The sequence below is a fragment of the Pseudomonas sp. TMP9 genome (assembly GCF_037943105.1).
In the GTDB taxonomy this organism is placed as follows: Bacteria; Pseudomonadota; Gammaproteobacteria; order Pseudomonadales; family Pseudomonadaceae; genus Aquipseudomonas.
The window spans coordinates 1947710-1961822 of record NZ_CP149803.1 but is presented as its reverse complement, the minus strand read 5'-3'; the positions used below and the strand labels follow the sequence as shown (position 1 = coordinate 1961822).

The window sequence follows — 14113 nt, the reverse complement described above, 5'->3', positions numbered from 1 at the left end:
GTAGCCAGCAACGGCCATTGAGACCCGGTGAAGTGTCCGAGCGGTTGAAGGAGCACGCCTGGAAAGTGTGTATACGAGAAATCGTATCGTGGGTTCGAATCCCACCTTCACCGCCAGATAGATTCAGCTAAAGCCCCGACAACTAACAAGTTGTCGGGGCTTTTTGCTTTCTGGCGTTTGGCTGTGTCGATAACCTGCATTAAGCAAATGCGAGCTACAAGGCCAATCCCCGACGTTGTTTCGCGCGTACAAAGTAAATGGGTCAAAAGGCACGTCGAGGTGAGCGAGGGGCTGGCAGGAGTGATCAGAGCGTTGCTCAAAATTGGTCGAAGGTATACTGTTCATATATACAGTTAATCTTCAGGTCTTCACCATGGGTAATGCAACCATCCTCGGGCGCTTGGTTAGTTCAAATACTAAGCTGCCGTATTTTTCTTCCTATGTGGCCGCAGGCTTCCCCAGCCCAGCCGTTGACCACGTCGAACAGCAGGTCTCTTTAGATGAGCTTTTATGTATCAACGCGCCTCATACCTACCTAGTGCGCGCGTTGGGCGACAGCATGACGGGTGCAGGTATTTATGACCGCGACATCATGGTGGTCAGTCGCGGGGTAAAAGCTGTACCTGGGGATGTGGTCATCGCGATAGTTAATGGCGACTCCTGCGTGAAGCGCCTGACTAAGGTTGGCGAGGGGTATGTGCTCTGCTCGGAAAACGCCAAATATTCGCCAATCCATATCCTTGAAGGCGATGAGCTGCTTGTTTGGGGCGTCGTAACGGACAGTATCCATCGCCAACGCGCCCATGGATGAGAAGGTTATCGCGCTGATTGACTGCAACAGTTTCTACGCGAGCTGTGAACGTGTCTTCAGACCTGATTTGAAGCGCACGCCGATCGTCGTGTTATCGAACAACGATGGCTGTGTGGTTGCTCGCTCTGCTGAAGCCAAGCCGCACATTGCGATGGGTGCTCCTTATTTCCAGATCAAGAAGGATTTGGAGCGCTTAGGTATCGCTGTGTTCAGCAGTAATTATGCGTTGTACGGCGACATGAGCGAGCGCGTGATGAGCGTGATAGAAAGCCTGGTCCCGGCGGTGGAGGTCTACAGCATTGATGAGGCATTTGCCGACCTCACTGGTATTTCATCCCCGTTTGAGCCTCTTGGGCGGCGAATACGTTCGCAGGTTTTGCAGCTGACTGGCATACCAACTGGAGTGGGTATTGCCAGCACTAAAACGCTGGCAAAGCTGGCTAACCGCGCGGCTAAGCGATGGCAGCGACAAACGGGTGGGGTTGTTGATATTTGCGATCCGGTTAAGCGTGACAAGCTTCTCAAGGTGACGCCCGTCGCGGATGTCTGGGGCATTGGCAGAAAGCTGACGGTCCATTTGCATAGCCTTAATATTAAGACTGCTTGGGATTTAGCTCAGGCTGACCCTTGGGTGTTGCGCAAGCAGTTCTCTGTGGTGGTCGAGAAAACTGCGCGGGAGTTGCGTGGCATGGCCTGTATTGAAATGGAGGATGCCATCCACGATAAACAGGAAATATGCAGCAGCCGAATGTTCGGCAGGCGTCTGCTTGAACTGCCCCCGATAAGAGAGGCCGTCGCCACCTACGTCCATCGCGCTGCGGAAAAGCTTCGGGCGCAGCAGTCGGTGTGTAAGCAGATACGCGTCAGCATTCGGACCGGCATGTTTAATCCGCAGGAGGCCAAGTATTCCAAGGGAGTTATCTGTGAGCTGCCGTTCCATACCGATGACACACGGCTTCTCAGCAAAGCTGCATTGGATGCCCTCGAATACCTGTTCCGGCCTGGCTACGCATACAGCAAGGCAGAAATCTTGCTACTTGAGCTGTGCAAGCGAGGGGATGTATCAGGCGATCTGTTTGCGCCCGTTCCCCAGCCTGAAGCCGACCGCTTGATGAGTGTGCTTGACCAGATTAACGGCCGCTGGGGCAGGGGAACACTGCGTACCGGCCGTGTCCCAATTGACCCCGACTGGGGTATGCGTCGGGAAATGAAAAGCCCCAGCTACACAACTCGACTGGACCAGCTTTGGGAGGTGAAATGCCGGTAATTTTGGGTTGTTTGCAGGGTTTAAACGCAGCAGGGTGCTGATCACTTAACTTGTGCTTGGGCGCAATCGCTCCCCTTGCTTCTTGGGAGGGGGTGCGATCTAAAGTCAGCAGCCTCGTGACTGCACGTCGGAGTTTTTCGTTTCGACTGTTTGCTCACGACCTGCTGACCTTTATGGTGTGCTGGGCTTTGGATGGAGCGGCGCATGCGCGCGACTTGGGATATTTTCTGCAGCGTTGTCGATAACTACGGTGACATTGGCGTGACTTGGCGGCTGGCGCGGCAGTTGGTGGCCGAGCATGGCCTAGCTGTGCGGTTGTGGGTAGATGACCTGCAGGCGTTCGTGCGTTTATGCCCGCAAGCTGATGCGCAAGTGCTGCGGCAAACTCAGCAGGGTGTAGAGGTTTGTTTATGGCGCCAGGACTGGCAGACGACTGAGCCCGCTGACGTGGTGATTGAAGCGTTTGCCTGTGAACTGCCAGCGGCGTATGTAGAGGCGATGGCGCAACGCCATAACAAGCCTCTGTGGCTTAACCTCGAATACCTCAGCGCCGAGGAGTGGGTTGAGGGATGTCATGGTTTGCCGTCGTTGCAGTCAAACGGGCTGTCGAAGTTTTTTTTCTTTCCTGGTTTTACTCCCGGCAGTGGTGGTTTGCTGCGCGAGCGTGAACTGCTGACGCAGCGGCGAGCCTTTCAGGTCGACGACTGCGCGCGCGATGACTTCCTCTGCAGCCTAGGTGTTGAACCCATGGCTGGGGCTCTGATGATTTCGCTATTTGCTTATGAAAATGCAGCCTTGGGCAGCTGGCTAGAGGCATTGACGGCTGGGCCACAGCGTATTCAACTGCTGGTGCCTGAGGGGCGTATTCTGCGCAGCTTGCAGAGTTGGTTAGGCGGTATGGCCTTGCAGCCCGGTGATATTCGCCAGCGCGGCCAGTTGCATATCTACGTGCTGCCGTTTATGAGTCAGGAGCAGTACGACCGGCTGCTCTGGAGCTGTGACTTCAATGCGGTGCGCGGTGAAGACTCTTTTATTCGCGCGCAGTGGGCCGGGCGACCGTTGCTCTGGCATATCTATGAGCAGGCGGATAACACACACCTAGAAAAGCTCGATGCGTTTCTGCTGCTCTATAAAGAAGGTTTATCCGCAAACGCGCAGCGTGCATTGGTTGAGCTCTGGCATGCATGGAACAACGGCCAGGCAATCGACAAAAGCTGGGAAAAAATGCTGCAAAGCTGGCCGCAGCAGCATGAACATGCCGAAGAATGGTGCCTGCAGCGGGCTTCGCAGGCCGATCTTGCTGCGGCGCTGGTGCAGTTTTACCAAAATTGGCTATGATACGCGGCCAAGAATTCTGTAATTCCATCCAAAATCCGGATATTCGTATGAAAACCGCACAAGAAATGAAGGCCAACAGTGTGGCCCTGATCGACGGCCAACCTTGGCTGATCCAGAAAGCCGAATTCACTAAATCCGGTCGTAACAGCGCCATCGTTAAAATGAAGTTGAAGAACCTGCTCACCGGTTCGTCGACTGAAACCGTGTACAAGGCTGACGACAAGCTTGAGCCGGTGATCCTTGACCGTGTAGACGTGACCTACTCCTACTACAGCGAGCCTAACTACGTCTTTATGGACAACGAGTTCAACCAGTACGAGTTGAACAAGGATGATCTGGAAAGTGTCATGCCTTACATCGTTGATGGCATGAGCGACGTTTGCGAAGCCGTATTCTTTGAAGGCAAAGTGGTTTCGGTTGACCTGCCAACCACCATCGTTCGCCAGATCACCTACACCGAAGGCTCCGCTCGCGGTGATACTTCCGGTAAGGTGATGAAGACCGCCAAGCTGAGCAACGGCACTGAAGTTAAGGTTGCTGATTTCTGTAACATCGACGACTGGATCGAAATCGACACCCGTAGCGGCGAGTACAAATCCCGCGCTAAAGCCCCCGTCTAAGAACGGCTTTAACGGCGACAAGAAGCCTGACTTTGTGTCGGGCTTTTTTCTGCCTGCAATTTTTCCATCGTGCTTAACGGCGCTTTAAATTACGTTGCGTTGCTTGGTCCGCAGTGTTGCTCAGCTCTTGCGTTTAGGGGGCGAGCGAACTTTTGGTTGTGCTGTGCGCGTGAGGCAGTGAATCACCGGCGCGGCAAGCGGGCGATGCATCCGCTACAATGCGCGCCGAATTTGTCTTGCCCGAGAGCTCAGCTATGTCCGCTTGCCAAACCCCGATTATCGTTGCCCTGGATTTTCCGACCCGTGATGCTGCGCTGGTACTGGCTGATCAGCTTGACCCTGCGCTGTGCCGGGTAAAAGTCGGCAAGGAACTGTTCACCCGTTGCGGGCCGGAGATCGTTAATGCGCTGGCGGGTAAAGGCTTTGAGGTATTCCTCGACCTGAAATTCCACGATATCCCCAACACCACCGCCATGGCTGTTAAGGCAGCGGCTGAGATGGGGGTGTGGATGGTTAATGTGCACTGCTCGGGTGGTCTGCGCATGATGGCTGCTTGCCGCGAAAGCCTGGATAAACTCGCAGGGGTCAAGCCACTGTTGATCGGCGTAACCGTGCTGACCAGCATGGAACGTGAAGACTTGGCCGGTATCGGCTTGGATGTTGAGCCGCAGGCACAGGTGTTACGCCTGGCTGGCTTAGCCGCACAAGCCGGCCTGGATGGCTTGGTGTGCTCCGCTCAAGAAGCGCGAGCGCTAAAGACGGCCTACCCGGCATTGCAACTGGTGACCCCGGGGATTCGTCCGGCAGGAAGCGCTCAGGATGATCAGCGCCGCATTCTTACGCCGCGTCAGGCGCTGGAGGTGGGGTCTAATTACTTAGTCATCGGCCGGCCGATTAGCCAGGCTGCAGATCCGGCTAAGGCGCTGGCTACGGTCGTAGCCGAGCTGAACTGATACACAGCAAAAGGGCCGGAGTGATTCCGCTCTGGTCCACTGCCCGTGTAATCCAGATAAAAGCTAAATACATTCTTTGCCACTCGACTCCTCAGGTTTCCTCATGCATCCCGCCGCCGAAGATTCGCCCCTGGGTAAATCCAGCGAATACATTGCCACTTATACCCCCTCGCTGCTGTTCCCCATCCCGCGTGCGGCGAAATGGGCTGAGTTGGGCCTGAGCGCCGAGACGCTGCCGTATCAGGGCATTGATTTCTGGAACTGTTTTGAGCTGTCTTGGCTGTTACCGTCCGGTAAGCCGGTAGTGGCCATGGGCGAATTTGCCATTCCTGCGGACTCGCCGAATATCATCGAGTCGAAGTCGTTCAAGTTGTACCTCAACTCACTGAACCAGTCAGTGTTCAACACGCCTGACGAATTGGTAGCGGTTTTGGTGCAGGACCTCTCAGCCGCTGCTGGCAAGCCTGTAGGCGTGCGTGTGCGCAGCTTGGCGGATGTCACGGCCGAAGGTGTGGTGCAAGCGCCCGGTGTCTGTATTGATGAGCTGGATGTGAGCATCAGTAACTATGCGCAACCGCAACCAGAATTGTTGTGCTGCGATGCGCTGCGAGTCGTCGAGGAAAGCCTGCACAGTCACTTGCTCAAGTCCAACTGCCCGGTTACCGGCCAGCCAGATTGGGGCACGTTGGTGGTGCAGTACCGCGGCCCCGCGCTGGATCACGCCAGCGTGTTGGCGTATGTGGTGAGCTTCCGCCAGCATGCTGACTTTCATGAGCAGTGTGTTGAACGCATTTTTCTCGACCTGCTGCGGCTGCTCAACCCTGTGCACCTGACGGTCTACGCGCGTTACGTGCGGCGTGGCGGGCTGGATATCAATCCTTATCGCAGTACTGATGCCATCAACCCGGATAACCAGCGTTTGGTAAGGCAGTAATGCAAAACCCCAGCTAAGTGCTGGGGCTTTTTTCGGCGATGGTTGGTTTAAATACCCATATTGGCCAAACTTTGCACGATATTACGCAGGGTGCCAGCGAGGGTAGGGTGGCTCGCTTCAAAGCGCTCGACCGCCAAGTTGACCCCGTCAATCAAGGTGGCATCGGGGGCTGCTGCAACCTCGCGGGCCAGCTGTAATTCTATTTCCTGAGTCAGCACAAACAGCTCGGCTTGTTCCTCTTCAGTCAGTTGCGGCTGCTCGGCCAGTTGGTCGCGCAGATCTTGCAATTGTTGCTGCAGGCGGCTTGCAGGCATAGCGTTGTCCTTTTAAATGTCGATAAATTGGCTGACCTTGCGCGAGTGCGAAAGGTTTTGCATGTGCTCAGGTTAATCCAAGCTCGCCGGCTTTGCTTGCTTTGGATCAAACGTTAAGTACCGCTATGACGCGTCATCAGGCTCTAGCTTGGGGTTTCAGGCCTTTGAAGACGCTTTGCCAGAGGTCTCGCTGTAACTTTTATGATGATTGAGCTCTAGCAGCGTCAGGCTGGGTTGCATCGAAGGCTCACTGCAGCCGGTAACTGCTCAATAGCCATCTGGCTAGGGTGCTGACCTGTCTGGTGGCTGGTCGTTTTCCAGCGTTAGGCTGCCGATTGTCTGATTTTACACAACAAATAGTTGGGTTTTTCAGGTGATTGTTTGTCCGCTATGCTGCCTATTCAACGGGCTGCACCCTTATACTGCCCGCCTGATTTGGCAGCCTGAGGCAGCCTGAGTATTTTTCAAGGAGTGACTGTGATGCGTGTGATCGGTGCGAGCTGGATTCAACGATTGAGCCTATTGGTTGCCTGTACCGGCCTGCTATTGCTGCCTGCACTGGCGCAAGCCAGCGAAGAAGATCCTTGGCAGGGTTACAACCGCTTTATGTTTCGCATCAACGATAACGTTGATGCCTATACTTTGAAGCCATTGGCCAAAGGTTATCAGGCGGTGACGCCGCAGTTTCTTGAAGACGGCGTGCATAACGTCTTCCGCAACATTGGTGATGTTGGCAACTTGGCCAACAACCTGCTGCAGGGCAAGTTGCATGATGCGGGGGTTGATAGCAGTCGCCTGATTTTCAACACAACCTTCGGCTTGCTGGGCTTCTTTGATGTGGGCAGTGCCATGGGCCTGCAGCGTAGCGGTGAGGACTTCGGCCAGACGATGGGCGTCTGGGGCGTCAATAGTGGGCCTTACGTCGTATTGCCACTGCTGGGGCCGAGCACCGTGCGCGATGCCTTCGGCAGAGTGCCGGACAGCATGCTGACAGCTCCAGCCTCTATCGGTCACGTGCCAACTGCTAATGTGGTGCGCGGTGTTGAGGCCGTCGAGATTAGGGCTAACCTGTTGTCGGCTGAGCGCTTGATCAGTGGCGATAAATACACGTTCGTACGCAATGCCTACTTGCAAAACCGTGAGTTCAAGGTACGTGACGGCGACGTCGAAGACGATTTTTGATCGATCTGCACGTGTACATATTGAGGCGGCCATAAAGGGCCGCCTTTTTCTTGGCAGCGTATTTTCAGTTCATGCTGATAATGGCTAAACCAAGAGACTGGCGGCCGTCTTCCAAGAGGCTGACGCGCACCACCTCGGCGTATGCATCCAGCCCGCGCAACTCGTTATGGTCTGAGGCGATATGGACACGCACCTTGTCACCCATCTTTACCGCGCTTTCGGCCTCCAGTTGCATGCCTGTGCTGGAGAGATCGAGGCACAGTGCGGGAATTTCCTTGTCGTCATGGTGCAAGGTGACGGGCGCTTCTAGCCGCATGCGAATGTAATCACGCTTTTCACTGTAGTCATTTTGGCTCATGGGCATTTTCCTCTTGTTATGGGGTCTGTCCTGCAGCTCTTATAACCTTGGCTCATTTGAGGTGTAAAGCCGTGTTTCGACGACCGGCGCACGCTTGAATCACATAGCGGATGGGAGTACCGTCTGCGCCTTGAAGCACGCTGAGTTCGCGCGTCCAGGCAGTTGCCCTGACGTACAAGCCAACCCACACCCGGCGCAGTTTGCCTGGAAACCTCATGCACAAAACCAGTGCCACGCTGCTGATAATCGATGACGACGACGTAGTGCGCGCGAGCCTCGCCGCCTATTTGGAAGACAGTGGTTTTCATGTGCTGCAAGCCGTCAATGGTTTGCAGGGGCTGGAAATCTTTCAAGCGAAGTCGCCGGATCTGGTGATCTGCGATCTGCGCATGCCCCAAGTCGATGGCCTCGAATTGATCCGCCGCATCAATGCCCTGCACGTGGAAACTCCGGTCATCGTGGTGTCGGGTGCAGGCGTTATGAGTGATGCGGTTGAAGCGTTACGTTTGGGTGCTGCCGATTATTTGATCAAGCCCTTGGCTGATCTAGCCGTGCTTGAACACTCAGTAAACCGGGCGCTGGATCGGGCCAATTTACGCCTAGAAAACCAGCGCTACCGTGATGAGTTGGAAACGGCCAACCGTGAGCTGCAAGCCAGCCTGCATCTGTTGCAGGAAGATCAAAACGCCGGTCGCCAAGTGCAAATGAACATGCTGCCAGTAACGCCCTGGCAGGCCGACGGGCTGAATTTTGCCCATCAGATTATTCCGTCGCTTTACCTGTCTGGTGACTTTGTCGATTATTTTCGGGTCGATGACAGCCGTATCGCCTTTTATTTGGCCGATGTCTCTGGGCACGGAGCGTCTTCAGCCTTTATCACGGTACTGCTGAAGTTTATGACCACCCGCTTGCTCTACGAGTCGCGCCGCGGCGCAAGCTTGCCAGACATCAAACCGTCTGAGGTGCTCGCGCATATCAACCGTGGTCTGATCAACTGCAAGCTGGGTAAGCACGTGACCATGCTCGGTGGCGTGATCGATCAGGCCAACAATCGCCTGACGTACAGTATTGGCGGGCACTTGCCGTTGCCGGTGTTGTACAGCGAAGGTCAAGCTCACTACCTGCAAGGTCGTGGCCTGCCGGTTGGATTGTTTGTTGAGGCTGAATACAACGACCTAGAAATAGAGTTACCCGAGTCGTTCAGCCTGACGCTGCTCTCTGACGGTATCCTTGATCTGCTGCCGGGCGATACGTTGAGTGATAAGGAAACGCTGCTGCCGCAATTGATTAGCACTGCAGGCGGCACCTTGGATGGCCTGCGCAAGGCTTTTGGGCTGGCCAATTTAGGGGATATGCCGGATGATATCGCTTTGCTGGTGTTAAGCAGGAACCTTGCATGAACCCTGGGATAAGCCCCGGTAGAATTCAGTTTGCTGAGCAAGATGGCACGTTCATCTTGAAGTTTGTCGGCGAAGTACGCCTGACCCTGTGTTCGGCCCTAGATTCGACCATCGAAAAAATCTTCACCGCGCTGAATTTCTCAGCCATCGTGATTGATCTTACCGAAACGCGCAGCATTGACAGCACAACTCTCGGGCTGTTGGCCAAGTTATCGATTTTGTCGCGCTCAAAAGTTGGTTTGCTGCCGACTGTAGTGACCACCCACCCGGATATCACTCGTTTGTTGCAGTCGATGGGCTTTGACCAGGTGTTCAATATTGTTGATACGCCGCTGCCGTGCCCTGACTGCTTAGATGACCTACCGCCGCAGGATCAGTCAGAAGAGTTGGTGCGCGCCAAGGTACTCGAAGCGCACCGTATTCTGATGGGGTTAAATGAATCTAATCGCGAAGCCTTCCACGATTTGGTCAGTGCCCTCGAACACCACTGACACCGGCACGGCAAACAAACGGGGCGCTTACAAGCGCCCCGTTTGTATTTAAGCCTGAGCAGTCAGTAATTTCTCCAGCTTTTCTTGATCGCGGGCGAACAGGCGAATGCCCTCAGCCAGCTTCTCGGTGCCCATGGCATCTTCATTCATGGCCCAGCGGAATTGGCTTTCATTTAAGGGTTGTTTAGCTTCTGCGGCCTTGCCGGGGCTGAGCAGGCGCGCCAGTGGCCGCTGATCGTCAGCCAATTGCTGCAACAGCTCTGGGCTGATAGTCAGCCGGTCACAACCGGCCAGTTGTTCGATTTGACCAAGATTGCGAAAACTCGCGCCCATCACCACGGTCTTATAGTCGTTGGCCTTGTAGTAGTTGTAGATGCGCGTTACCGATTGCACGCCAGGGTCTTCGGCGCCCACATAATCGCGGCCTTCTGTTTTTTTGTGCCAGTCATAGATACGCCCCACGAAGGGCGAAATCAGAAACGCACCCGCATCCGCGCACGCCTGGGCTTGAGCAAAGCTGAACAGCAGGGTCAGGTTACATTGGATGCCCGCTTTCTCAAGTTGCTCAGCGGCGCGAATGCCTTCCCAGGTTGAGGCAATCTTGATTAGCACGCGTTCGCGACCGATACCGGCCTCTTCATACAGGCTGATCAGGCGTTCGGCGCGACGCAAGGTGGCTTGAGTGTCGAAAGACAGGCGCGCGTCCACTTCGGTGGAAATACGTCCGGGAATGATCTTGAGGATTTCACCACCGACCGCGACGCCAAAATGGTCGCAAGCCAAACCTAGATCGTCTTCGCAAGCCTTGATTGCGCATTGCAGCAGGTCGCTGTAGCGCGGCATGGCCGCCGCTTTAAGCAGCAGGGAAGGGTTGGTGGTGGCATCAACCGGCTTTAGGCGGGTGATAGCGTCGAGGTCGCCAGTATCGGCGACCACCGTGGTGAATTGCTTGAGTTGATCCAGCTTGGAGGTCATGACACAGCCTTGTGGTGACAGATGCAGCGACCTTACCCGAGTCAGTGGCCTTGCAGCAATTGCGCCGCTTGATCGAACAGCGCCAACGGCTCATCGGTCTTGTGAATGTCCACCGAGAGCAGCTGACGAAAGCGCCGCGCCCCATTAAAGCCCTGAGCCAGACCGAGCATATGCCGGGTAATGTGGTGCATGCTGCCCCCTTCGGCGAGGTGTGAGGCAATGTAATTACGCATGCTCAGCATGGCCTCAAAGCGGCTCATCACCGCGCGAGTTGAGCCGAACAGCTGTTGATCCACTTGGGCCAGCAGATAGGGATTGTGATAAGACTCGCGGCCGAGCATCACACCATCAAAGGTGTGCAAATGCTGCTGGCAATCTTCCAGCGTTTTGATGCCGCCATTAAGAATGATTTCAAGCTCGGGGAAGTCTTGTTTGAGCTGAGCCACAACGTCATAGCGCAGGGGCGGTACTTCGCGGTTTTCCTTAGGCGACAGCCCTTCCAGAATGGCGATGCGCGCATGCACGGTAAAGCTTGTGCAGCCGGCATCACGGACCGTACCCACGAAGTCACACAACTGAGCATAACTGTCGCGGCCATTGATACCGATGCGATGCTTAACCGTAACGGGTATGGCCACTGCATCGTGCATCGCCTTCACGCAGTCGGCGACCAACTGCGGATGCGCCATCAGGCACGCGCCAATCATATTGTTCTGCACCCGGTCACTGGGGCAGCCGACGTTTAGATTGACCTCGTTATAGCCAGCTTCCTGCGCGAGTTTGGCGCAAGCCGCCAGATCCGCCGGCACACTGCCGCCCAACTGCAGGGCTAGCGGGTATTCCGCTGCGCTGTGACGCAGAAAACGCGCCGTATCACCGTACAAAATAGCCCCGGTGGTGACCATTTCGGTATATAGCAGGGCGTGATGGGACAGCTGACGTAAAAAGACGCGGCAATGGCGATCTGTCCAATCCATCATGGGCGCAACCGAGAAGCGGCGGGACACTGTAGCTGGCGTGGTTGTTGGGTTGTAGCCTTGTGGCATGGACGTCTCCGGCGTACGCGGCGCTGATGAGTTACTGGGGCTTGTGGCTTATTTTAAAATTGGGTGATGCGCTGCACCACTCAAATGCTCGCCCGGACTAACGGCCAGCGGGTGTAACCGCATGGCAACGACAGGCCGCGTAAGAAGGCTGACGGCACGATCGGTCACACCGTTCAGATTCGAAGAAAAAGATGGGCTTCGAGTTTACACGCGGAGCCAGATCTTCGTCCGCAAGATAGCGGCCGAGCAGGGGCTGTTTCAAAAGACTGCATGGGATAACCTTGCACCTTGAATCAATCATAAGACTGTGGATTAAACGATGGGTTTTGAACAACTAGCTGAGCTACGCGACCTCCTACGGGCCGAAAAAGCGCCAGTAAAGACTGAGAGCGCGAAGCCGCCTACACGCAATCCTTCTGTGCAGGCCAAGCCTCGCGAGCAAGATCCTGCGGTGGAAGCGATCTGGCGATTGCAGAAGCACTTTCCATTGGCCTTCCCGGTCAATCCGGCTTCCAAGGTTCCGCTTAAGGAAGGCATTTTAAAGGATGCCGAGCAGCACCTAGAGCTACTGGGTGTATCCAGCGAGCAGCTCAAGCAGGGCATCGCCATCTGGTGCCGAGGAAATCGATATTGGGCAAGCATGACGGAAAATGCGCCGCGCTTAGACTTAAGCGGCCAAGCCGTTGGCATAGTTACGGCGCCTCAGGCGCTGCATGCCAAACAGCAGGCGAAGCGCCAGCGCGGACAAGCACGCCGTAATCAGGCAACGCCGAAAGAGCGTATTCAGGATAAGGCCGTCGATAGCGCCTTGGAACAGGCCATGGATTAAAAACATTCACCCTCTGTACCGAGTAGCAAAATCACTGGCGAGGTGCACGAGGGGATGATCAGGCCGCTCAATGAGCGGTAAGTGGCCGATTGCAATTCTTTACGTCAGCCTGCAATCGGCCCAGGCCGTGTAAACAAGCAGTCACCGTTGATTGACCGTAAAGGCAAGCCCTAGGTGCAAAAGAAACTAGTCAGCGTGCATCTAAGTCGAGCGTTACGATTCGGGAGCTTTCTGGCGGCATCTCATGTTTGGCGCCTGCGTTTTTTCACAGACTTGGCCGGTTATTAACGTTCTAAACAGTCGGAGGCGATTCATACTCAATGGCGTCGTCTTTTTCACTGCCACCGATAATCGCCGCTCCCACTAAGTCGCCAGTTACATTCAGGGCGGTAGCCCCCATGCCAACCAGTGAGTCAATCGCTACGAGCAGGGCAACCGTCTCGATCGGTAAGCCCACTTGCGCAAATACGGTGGCGATCATGATGATCCCGGCCCCTGGCACGCCGGCCGTGCCTATGGTTGCCAGCGTCCCAACGATTACGATTTGTGCCATCTGCATCAGGTCCAGCGGTACACCGATTACGTTCGCGGCAAAGACTGCCGATATCGCGATTCTGATTGCCGCTCCATCCATGTTGATCGTAGCCCCCAGAGGCAGAATGAAGCTATACGCCCGGTGGGAGAGCCCCATCCTGCTGGCGGCATCCATAGTAATCGGCAATGTGCCAGAGCTGCTTTGTGTGGCGAAGGCTGTAACGATGGGGGTTCTGGCGTAGCGAATAAAATTCCCTACTTTGACGCCCGATACCAGCATGGCTAGACAGTAAAGACCCGCGTGCACAAACAACGCGACATAAAACACCACCACCATGCCTGCCAAGGATGTAATCGTTGCGGCTCCTTGCTTTGCTACAGTGCCGGCCACGATAGCGAATATGCCGATGGGTAAGTAATGCAGCACACCGCGCATGATCATCATGGTCGCTTGGTTAAGACCCTCGACAACCGTGAGCACCTGCTTGGCCGCATTTCCATGGACCGGGGATTCGCGCAGCTTCAGCAACGCTAGGCCAAAGGTTACGGCGGTAAATATGATGCCAAGCATGTTCATCTGAGCAAAGGCGGTAAACAGATTATCCGGAACGATACTTAGAACGACGTTAACAATACTTGCCTGACTCTTCACCTCGACCACAGCATCGCTCGCAAGCTGCATACCGGCGCCCGGTGACAGCACTGACGCCACGGCCATGCCCACAATCATGGCAATGGCTGTTGTCAGCAGGTACCAGGCGATGGTTTTCCCACCAAGGCGCCCAACCCCCCCCGTACTTCCTTGGTTTACCCCCACAATCAAGGTAAAGAGCACGATAGGCACAATCAGGAACTTCAGCAGCCTCAGTAGCAGTTCTCCAAAGGGCGCAAACCAGTCAACGACCTGCTGATCTGCAAGCAGCCCTACACCGATACCCAAGATCAAGGCGATGGTGATGCGGAGTATTAGTGACGATTGCGTATACATTTTAAACATGGCGTACATGGCTTCTATTCTGGAATAAATGATGCGAAACAACCGGCTCCAACATTGATGCCGC

General features: G+C 55.1%; 15 protein-coding genes and 1 tRNA gene. 11 read left to right on the top strand and 5 right to left on the bottom strand.

The genetic code is table 11. From position 1 onward, the window contains the following. Nucleotides 1-26: 26 nt before the first annotated feature. The 7 genes from WF513_RS09405 (at nt 27) to queF (ending at nt 5923) form a co-directional block, all read left to right on the top strand. Nucleotides 27-116, top strand: a tRNA-Ser gene (locus WF513_RS09405). Between the two features lie 257 nt (nt 117-373). Beyond that, on the top strand, nt 374-811 hold the full coding sequence (gene umuD / locus WF513_RS09400) for a translesion error-prone DNA polymerase V autoproteolytic subunit (protein WP_339079122.1): 438 nt from the start codon (nt 374-376) through the stop codon (nt 809-811). Next, on the top strand, nt 804-2078 hold the full coding sequence (locus WF513_RS09395) for a Y-family DNA polymerase (RefSeq protein WP_339079121.1): 1275 nt from the start codon (nt 804-806) through the stop codon (nt 2076-2078). Before umuD ends, WF513_RS09395 begins: the two co-directional genes overlap by 8 nt. A gap of 204 nt (nt 2079-2282) precedes the next feature. Beyond that, nucleotides 2283-3416: an elongation factor P maturation arginine rhamnosyltransferase EarP gene (gene earP / locus WF513_RS09390; RefSeq protein WP_339079120.1), complete on the top strand. Its 1134-nt coding sequence runs from the start codon at nt 2283-2285 to the stop codon at nt 3414-3416. A 47-nt stretch (nt 3417-3463) separates the two neighbouring features. Beyond that, nucleotides 3464-4036, top strand: a complete 573-nt coding sequence (gene efp, locus WF513_RS09385) for an elongation factor P (RefSeq protein ID WP_339079119.1) — start codon at nt 3464-3466, stop codon at nt 4034-4036. 254 nt (nt 4037-4290) lie between these two features. Next, nucleotides 4291-4989: an orotidine-5'-phosphate decarboxylase gene (pyrF, locus tag WF513_RS09380; RefSeq protein ID WP_339079118.1), complete on the top strand. Its 699-nt coding sequence runs from the start codon at nt 4291-4293 to the stop codon at nt 4987-4989. Nucleotides 4990-5092: 103 nt separating this feature from the next. Next, nucleotides 5093-5923, top strand: coding sequence for an NADPH-dependent 7-cyano-7-deazaguanine reductase QueF (gene queF, locus WF513_RS09375; protein WP_339079117.1), 831 nt, complete (start codon nt 5093-5095; stop codon nt 5921-5923). Between the two features lie 47 nt (nt 5924-5970). On the opposite strand, the gene WF513_RS09370 is transcribed toward queF, so the two are convergent. Next, nucleotides 5971-6237: a DUF4404 family protein gene (locus WF513_RS09370; RefSeq protein WP_339079116.1), complete on the bottom strand. Its 267-nt coding sequence runs from the start codon at nt 6235-6237 to the stop codon at nt 5971-5973. A gap of 480 nt (nt 6238-6717) precedes the next feature. On the opposite strand from WF513_RS09370, the gene WF513_RS09365 reads away from it, so the two are divergent. Beyond that, nucleotides 6718-7419, top strand: a complete 702-nt coding sequence (locus WF513_RS09365; RefSeq protein ID WP_339079115.1) for a VacJ family lipoprotein — start codon at nt 6718-6720, stop codon at nt 7417-7419. Between the two features lie 64 nt (nt 7420-7483). Here WF513_RS09365 and WF513_RS09360 read toward each other — a convergent pair whose 3' ends face one another. Next, on the bottom strand, nt 7484-7777 hold the full coding sequence (locus WF513_RS09360) for a PilZ domain-containing protein (RefSeq protein ID WP_339079114.1): 294 nt from the start codon (nt 7775-7777) through the stop codon (nt 7484-7486). Nucleotides 7778-7992: 215 nt separating this feature from the next. On the opposite strand from WF513_RS09360, the gene rssB reads away from it, so the two are divergent. Both rssB and rssC read left to right on the top strand, forming a co-directional pair. Then, nucleotides 7993-9177, top strand: a complete 1185-nt coding sequence (gene rssB / locus WF513_RS09355) for a two-component system response regulator RssB (RefSeq protein ID WP_339079113.1) — start codon at nt 7993-7995, stop codon at nt 9175-9177. Between the two features lie 8 nt (nt 9178-9185). Continuing rightward, nucleotides 9186-9668 (top strand): anti-sigma factor antagonist RssC, encoded by a 483-nt coding sequence (gene rssC, locus WF513_RS09350; protein ID WP_339083498.1) that lies wholly within the window; start codon nt 9186-9188, stop codon nt 9666-9668. Nucleotides 9669-9716: 48 nt separating this feature from the next. Here rssC and tal read toward each other — a convergent pair whose 3' ends face one another. Then, entirely contained in the window at nt 9717-10643 is a 927-nt protein-coding gene (gene tal, locus WF513_RS09345; protein WP_339079112.1) for a transaldolase, read from the bottom strand. Between the two features lie 41 nt (nt 10644-10684). Further along, nucleotides 10685-11689 carry a tRNA dihydrouridine(20/20a) synthase DusA gene (gene dusA / locus WF513_RS09340; protein WP_339079111.1) on the bottom strand — a complete coding sequence of 335 codons (1005 nt, stop codon included), beginning with the start codon at nt 11687-11689 and terminating at the stop codon, nt 10685-10687. A gap of 319 nt (nt 11690-12008) precedes the next feature. Here dusA and WF513_RS09335 point away from each other — a divergent pair, with 319 nt between their 5' ends. Then, nucleotides 12009-12518 carry a ProQ/FinO family protein gene (locus WF513_RS09335; protein ID WP_339079110.1) on the top strand — a complete coding sequence of 170 codons (510 nt, stop codon included), beginning with the start codon at nt 12009-12011 and terminating at the stop codon, nt 12516-12518. Between the two features lie 292 nt (nt 12519-12810). On the opposite strand, the gene WF513_RS09330 is transcribed toward WF513_RS09335, so the two are convergent. Continuing rightward, a complete protein-coding gene (locus tag WF513_RS09330) occupies nt 12811-14091 on the bottom strand; it encodes a dicarboxylate/amino acid:cation symporter (protein ID WP_339079109.1) in 1281 nt (426 codons plus the stop codon). Nucleotides 14092-14113: the final 22 nt, after the last annotated feature.

Coding starts and splice junctions, on each gene's coding strand:
- umuD (WP_339079122.1), top strand. CDS start 374: ATGGGTAATGCAACCATCCTCGGGCGCTTGGTTAGTTCAAATACTAAG.
- WF513_RS09395 (WP_339079121.1), top strand. CDS start 804: ATGGATGAGAAGGTTATCGCGCTGATTGACTGCAACAGTTTCTACGCG.
- earP (WP_339079120.1), top strand. CDS start 2,283: ATGCGCGCGACTTGGGATATTTTCTGCAGCGTTGTCGATAACTACGGT.
- efp (WP_339079119.1), top strand. CDS start 3,464: ATGAAAACCGCACAAGAAATGAAGGCCAACAGTGTGGCCCTGATCGAC.
- pyrF (WP_339079118.1), top strand. CDS start 4,291: ATGTCCGCTTGCCAAACCCCGATTATCGTTGCCCTGGATTTTCCGACC.
- queF (WP_339079117.1), top strand. CDS start 5,093: ATGCATCCCGCCGCCGAAGATTCGCCCCTGGGTAAATCCAGCGAATAC.
- WF513_RS09370 (WP_339079116.1), bottom strand. CDS start 6,237: ATGCCTGCAAGCCGCCTGCAGCAACAATTGCAAGATCTGCGCGACCAA.
- WF513_RS09365 (WP_339079115.1), top strand. CDS start 6,718: ATGCGTGTGATCGGTGCGAGCTGGATTCAACGATTGAGCCTATTGGTT.
- WF513_RS09360 (WP_339079114.1), bottom strand. CDS start 7,777: ATGAGCCAAAATGACTACAGTGAAAAGCGTGATTACATTCGCATGCGG.
- rssB (WP_339079113.1), top strand. CDS start 7,993: ATGCACAAAACCAGTGCCACGCTGCTGATAATCGATGACGACGACGTA.
- tal (WP_339079112.1), bottom strand. CDS start 10,643: ATGACCTCCAAGCTGGATCAACTCAAGCAATTCACCACGGTGGTCGCC.
- dusA (WP_339079111.1), bottom strand. CDS start 11,689: ATGCCACAAGGCTACAACCCAACAACCACGCCAGCTACAGTGTCCCGC.
- WF513_RS09335 (WP_339079110.1), top strand. CDS start 12,009: ATGGGTTTTGAACAACTAGCTGAGCTACGCGACCTCCTACGGGCCGAA.